Genomic DNA, 6,334 nt, shown 5'->3' with positions numbered 1-6,334 from the left:
CCCGGCACCCACCCCGCGGCCGCAACGCCGGCGCTGCGCTGCGGCAACACAGCCGCCTTGCGCAGCACCCCGTGTCCCCGTGATATGGCCCCATGATCGATAAACTCGAATACCTGATCGCACTCGCCCGGGAACGTCATTTCGGCCGCGCCGGCGAAGCCTGCGGGGTGACGCAGCCGACCCTTTCCGCCGGAATCAAGCAGTTGGAAGAAACGCTGGGCGTGCTGCTGGTGCAGCGTGGCTCGCGCTTCATGGGCTTTACGCCCGAGGGCGAGCGGACGCTGGAATGGGCGCGGCGCATCGTGGCCGATTCGCGGGCCATGCGGCAGGACATCGACGCCCTGAAGCGCGGCCTCGCCGGCCCGCTGCGCATCGCCGCCATCCCCACCGCTTTGCCCATGGTGGCGGCGCTGACCACCCCGTTCCGCGCCCGCCACCCGGACGTGCGCTTCACGGTGATCTCCCGCACCTCCATCGAGATCTTGAACCATCTCGAAAACCTGGAGATCGACGCCGGCCTCACCTATCTCGACAACGAACCGCTGGGCCGGGTGAACACGGTGCCGCTCTACCGCGAGCGCTACCGCCTCGTGACCTCGCCCCAGTCCCGCTACGGCGAGCGCGACGCGGTGACCTGGGCGGAGGTGGCCGAGCTTCAGCTCGCGCTGCTCACCCCGGACATGCAGAACCGCCGCATCGTCGACAATCTGCTGGCCGCCGCCGGAGCCAGCCACAAGCCGACCCTCGAATCCAATTCCATGATCGTGCTGTTCACCCACGTGCGCACCGGCCTGTGGGCGAGCGTGATGCCGGCCATGCTGGCGGATTCCCTGGGCCTCACCTCGGTGGTGCGGTCCATTCCCATCGTGGAGCCGGACATCTCCCACTCCATCGGCCTGGTGGTGCCCCACCGCGAGCCGACCACGCCCATCACGGCGGCGCTGGTGGCAGAGGCGCGGCGCATCGCGCCGAAGCTGGAACAGAGCGGTCTCGCCGATCCGGCCATTGCTGCAATGCAATAATTCCGATGGCCAGCCGCAGGGGCGCGTCGGCCCATACATAGAAAAACGCGATCAATATACCAAGAACCATCCCAGACAGACGCGATTGACGCAGCACGGAGCGTTTGATTCAGACGACGCGCCGCTCCTTACCTCCGCCATCAATAGAGATGTTCTATTGCAACATCCTACAGCTGGCTTGATAAGAGGGCCGGCTGTGCCACACTTTCCCATAAGCAAGACGAAGCGGCGGCAATGCGCCCTCACGGCTTTTGGGAAAGCGAGACGTCCATGGCGGTCTATGAGGATTGGAGCACCGAGCGCGCAGCGCAGGTGATCTCGGAGAACCGGCATCTGGAAGGGGCCACCATGCCCATCCTGCACGCCCTGCAGGAGACGTTCGGCTTCGTGCCGGACCCGGCGGTGCCCATGATCGCCGAAAGCCTCAACCTCTCGCGCGCCGAGGTCTATGGCGTCCTCACCTTCTATCACGACTTCCGGCGCGAGGCCCCCGGCCGCCACGTGGTGAAGCTGTGCGCCGCCGAGGCCTGCCAGTCCGTGGGCGGCAAGGCGCTCGCCCACTATGCCGAGGAAAAGCTCGGCGTGGACATGGGCTCAACCTCCCCCGACGGACGGGTGACCCTGGAGCCCATCTATTGCCTGGGCCTGTGCGCCTGCGCCCCGTCCGCTCTGGTGGACGGCCAGCTGGTGGGCCGCCTCGACCGCGATGCCATCGACGAGATCGCCGACTGCTTCGCCAACGGCAAGAGCTTCGGAGACGCCTGATGAAATCCCCCCGCATCTTCGTCCCCAACGACGCCACCGCGGTGGCCTGCGGCGCCGACCGGGTCGCCCGCAAGCTGGAAGCCGGGCTCGCCGCCCGCGGCGTCACCGCCGACATCACCCGCAACGGCTCACGCGGCCTGTTCTGGCTGGAGCCCCTCATCGAGGTGGAAACCGAGCGCGGTCGCGTCGGCTACGGCCCGGTGAAGCCCTCCGACGTGGAAGACCTGCTCCACGCCGGCATCCTCCATGGCGCCGACCATCCCCTGTGCGTGGGCGTGGTGGAGGAGATCCCCTATCTCAAGAAGCAGACGCGGCTCACCTTCGCCCGTATCGGCATCATCGATCCGCTCTCGCTCACCGACTACAACGCCCATGGCGGCTATCGCGGGCTGGAGCGGGCCATCACGCTCGGCCCGGCGGCCACGGTGGAAGAGGTGGTGGAAAGCGGCCTGCGCGGGCGCGGCGGCGCGGGCTTTCCCACCGGCATCAAGTGGCGCACGGTGGCGGCTGCCCCGGCGGACCAGCGCTACATCGTCTGCAATGCGGACGAGGGCGACTCGGGCACCTTCGCCGACCGCCTCATCATGGAGGCGGACCCCTTCTGCCTCATCGAGGGCATGACCATCGCCGGCCTCGCGGTGGGTGCCACCAAAGGCTACGTCTACTGCCGCTCGGAATATCCCCTCGCCTTCGTGGTGATGGAAAAGGCCATCGAGAAGGCGCGCGTCGCGGGCCTGCTGGGGGACAACATCCTCGGCTCGGGCCTGTCCTTCGACATGGAAATGCGCATGGGCGCCGGCGCCTATGTGTGCGGCGAGGAAACCGCCCTGCTGGAAAGCCTGGAGGGCAAGCGCGGCCTGGTGCGCGCCAAGCCGCCGCTGCCGGCCCACAAGGGCCTGTTCCAGAAGCCCACCGTTATCAACAACCTGGTGTCGCTGGCCACCGTGCCGGTAATCCTGGACAAGGGCGGCAAGTATTACCGCGACTTCGGCATGGGCCGTTCGCGCGGCACCATGCCCATCCAGATCGCGGGCAACATCAAGTTCGGCGGCCTGTTCGAGACCGCCTTCGGCATCCCGCTGGGCGAGCTGGTCTACGACATCGGCGGCGGCACGGCGTCCGGCCGTCCGGTCAAGGCGGTGCAGGCCGGCGGCCCGCTGGGCGCCTATCTGCCCACCCACCAGTTCGACACCCCGTTCGACTACGAGGCCTTCACCGCCAAGGATGCGCTCATCGGCCATGGCGGCCTGGTGGTGTTCGACGACACGGCGGACCTCGCCGACATGGCCCGCTTCGCCATGGAATTCTGCGCCCACGAGAGCTGCGGCAAGTGCACGCCCTGCCGCATCGGCTCGACCCGGGGCGTCGAGACCCTCGACAAGGTGATGGCCGGCGAGAAGCGCGAGCAGAATCTCGCCCTGCTGACGGACCTTTGCCACACCATGAAGCTTGGTTCCCTGTGCGCCCTGGGCGGCTTCACGCCCTACCCGGTGCTGAGCGCGCTCAATCATTTCCCGGAAGACTTCGGCGTCGCGCCGAAGCTGCCGGCCGCCGCAGAATAATTGGAGGAACACCATGTCCCTCGTTCACGAAATCGACTACGGCACGCCGGCTTCCAAGTCGCAGAAGCTTGTTTCCCTCACCATCGACGGCATGAGCGTCACGGTGCCCGAGGGCACCTCCATCATGCGCGCCGCCATGGAGCTGGGGAACCAGATCCCCAAGCTCTGCGCCACCGACATGCTGGACAGCTTCGGCTCGTGCCGGCTCTGCCTCATCGAGATCGAAGGCCGCAACGGCACCCCGGCGTCGTGCACCACGCCGGTGGCCGAAGGCATCGTGGTGAAGACCCAGACCGAGCGCCTGAAGCAGATCCGCAAGGGGGTGATGGAGCTTTACATCTCCGACCATCCCCTCGACTGCCTCACCTGCTCCGCCAACGGCGACTGCGAACTGCAGGACATGGCCGGCGTGGTGGGCCTGCGCGACGTGCGTTACGGCTATGAGGGCGAGAACCACACCAGGCTCGGCAAGGACGAATCCAACCCCTACTTCACCTACGAGCAGTCGAAGTGCATCGTCTGCAACAGGTGCGTGCGGGCCTGCGAGGAAGTGCAGGGCACCTTTGCGCTCACCATCTCCGGCCGCGGCTTCGGCTCGCGCGTTTCGCCGGGCATGGACGAGCCCTTCCTGACCTCGGAATGCGTCTCCTGCGGCGCCTGCGTCCAGGCCTGCCCCACCGCGACGCTGAACGAGAAGGCCATGTACGACATCGGCACCCCCGAGCATTCGGTGGTGACCACCTGCGCCTATTGCGGCGTGGGCTGCACCTTCAAGGCCGAGATGCGCGGCGACGAGCTGGTGCGCATGGTGCCCTACAAGGACGGCAAGGCGAACCGCGGCCATAGCTGCGTGAAGGGCCGCTTCGCCTATGGCTACGCCACCCACCAGGACCGCATCCTCAAGCCCATGATCCGCTCCTCCATCCACGAGCCGTGGACGGAAGTGACCTATGAGGAGGCCATCGCCTACGCCGCCTCCGAGTTCAAGCGGATCCAGGAAAAGTACGGCAAGCGCGCGGTGGGCGGCATCACCTCCTCGCGCTGCACCAACGAGGAGACCTACCTCGTCCAGAAGCTGATCCGCGGCGGCTTCGGCAACAACAACGTGGACACCTGCGCCCGCGTCTGCCACTCGCCCACCGGCTACGGCCTCAGCCAGACCTACGGCACCTCCGCCGGCACCCAGGACTTCGACAGCGTCGAGGCCACCGACGTCATCCTCATCATCGGCGCCAACCCCACCGACGGCCATCCGGTCTTCGCGTCGCGCATGAAGAAGCGCCTGCGCGAGGGGGCGAAGCTGATCGTGGTGGACCCGCGCCGCACCGACATCGTGCACTCGCCCCATATCGAGGCGTCCTTCCACCTGCCGCTCAAGCCCGGCACCAACGTGGCCATCGTGACGGCGTTGGCCCATGTGATCGTCACCGAGGGGCTGGTGGACGAAAAGTTCGTGCGCGAGCGCTGCGACTGGGACGAGTTCCAGGACTGGGCCGCCTTCGTCGCCGACGAGCGCCACTCTCCGGAAGCGGTGGAGACGTACACCGGCGTCGATCCCGCTTTGGTGCGCGGCGCGGCCCGGCTCTATGCCACCGGCGGCAACGGGTCGATCTATTACGGCCTCGGCGTCACCGAGCATTCGCAGGGCTCCACCACGGTGATGGCCATCGCCAACCTCGCCATGGCCACCGGCAACGTGGGCCGCAACGGCGTGGGCGTGAACCCGCTGCGCGGCCAGAACAACGTGCAGGGCTCGTGCGACATGGGCTCGTTCCCCCACGAGCTGCCGGGCTACCGCCACATCTCCGACGACGCCACCCGCTCCACCTTCGAGGCGCTGTGGGGCGTGCCGCTGGACGACGAGCCGGGCCTGCGCATCCCCAACATGTTCGACGCGGCGGTGGATGGCACGTTCAAGGGCCTCTATGTGCAGGGCGAGGACATCCTCCAGTCCGATCCCGACACCAAGCACGTCTCCGCCGGCCTCGCGGGCCTCGAATGCCTGATCGTGCAGGACCTGTTCCTGAACGAGACGGCCAATTACGCCCATGTCTTCCTGCCCGGCTGCTCCTTCCTGGAGAAGGACGGCACCTTCACCAATGCCGAGCGCCGCATCCAGCGCATCCGCAAGGTGATGGCGCCGAAGAACGGCTATGCGGACTGGGAGGTCACCCAGCTCCTCGCCAATGCGCTGGGCTTCCCCATGGCCTACACCCACCCCTCGCAGATCATGGACGAGATCGCGGCGCTCACCCCCACCTTCGCGGGCGTGAACTATGCCAAGCTCGACGAACTGGGTTCGGTGCAGTGGCCGTGCAACGACAGCGCACCGGAAGGCACGCCCATCATGCACATCGGCGGCTTCGTGCGCGGCAAGGGCAAGTTCGTCCTGACCGAATACGTGCCCACCGACGAGAAGACCGGCCCGCGCTTCCCGCTGCTGCTCACCACCGGGCGTATCCTCAGCCAGTACAATGTGGGCGCCCAGACCAGGCGCACCGCGAACGTGGCCTGGCACCCCGAGGACGTGCTGGAAATCCATGCCCACGACGCCGAGAACCGCGGCATCCGCGACGGCGATTTTGTGAAGCTGGACAGCCGGGCGGGCTCCACTTCGCTGCGCGCGGTGATCTCGGACCGGGTGGCGCCGGGGGTGGTCTACACCACCTTCCACCATCCGGTGACGCAAGCGAACGTGGTGACCACCGACTATTCCGACTGGGCCACCAACTGCCCGGAATACAAGGTGACCGCGGTGCAGGTCTCGCCCTCCAACGGCCCGACCCAGTGGCAGGAGGACTACGAAAACCTCTCGCGCACCTCCCGCCGCATCGCCGCCGAAGCGGCGGAGTGAGGCAAGCACCAACGCTCCCCCTCTCCCGCTTGCGAGAGTTCTGCGAAAGCCCCCAGATGCCCTCCTCCCCTCTCCCCTTGCGGGAGAGAGGTTGGCGGTGCCGGAAAACGCCTGTCTGCCCAGGATCGCAG

Annotated in this window: 4 protein-coding genes; all 4 read left to right on the top strand. The window is 67.1% G+C overall.

Going from position 1 to position 6,334, the window contains the following annotated elements; all coding sequences use genetic code 11:
• The first annotated feature begins 92 nt into the window (after positions 1-92).
• The 4 genes from K9U41_RS21160 (at position 93) to fdhF (ending at position 6,203) form a co-directional block, all read left to right on the top strand.
• Positions 93-1,022: a LysR family transcriptional regulator gene (locus tag K9U41_RS21160; protein ID WP_282642823.1), complete on the top strand. Its 930-nt coding sequence runs from the start codon at positions 93-95 to the stop codon at positions 1,020-1,022.
• A 270-nt stretch (positions 1,023-1,292) separates the two neighbouring features.
• A complete protein-coding gene (locus K9U41_RS21155; protein ID WP_149577084.1) occupies positions 1,293-1,787 on the top strand; it encodes a formate dehydrogenase subunit gamma in 495 nt (164 codons plus the stop codon).
• A complete protein-coding gene (locus K9U41_RS21150) occupies positions 1,787-3,349 on the top strand; it encodes a formate dehydrogenase beta subunit (protein ID WP_282642822.1) in 1,563 nt (520 codons plus the stop codon). The genes K9U41_RS21155 and K9U41_RS21150 overlap by 1 nt, the downstream gene beginning before the upstream one ends.
• 13 nt (positions 3,350-3,362) lie before the next feature.
• Positions 3,363-6,203 (top strand): formate dehydrogenase subunit alpha, encoded by a 2,841-nt coding sequence (fdhF, locus tag K9U41_RS21145; RefSeq protein ID WP_282642821.1) that lies wholly within the window; start codon positions 3,363-3,365, stop codon positions 6,201-6,203.
• Positions 6,204-6,334 lie beyond the last annotated feature (131 nt).

It is taken from the genome of Xanthobacter autotrophicus, assembly GCF_029991245.1.
GTDB lineage: Bacteria > Pseudomonadota > Alphaproteobacteria > Rhizobiales > Xanthobacteraceae > Xanthobacter > Xanthobacter autotrophicus_C.
This window is presented reverse-complemented; position numbering and strand designations above follow the sequence as displayed.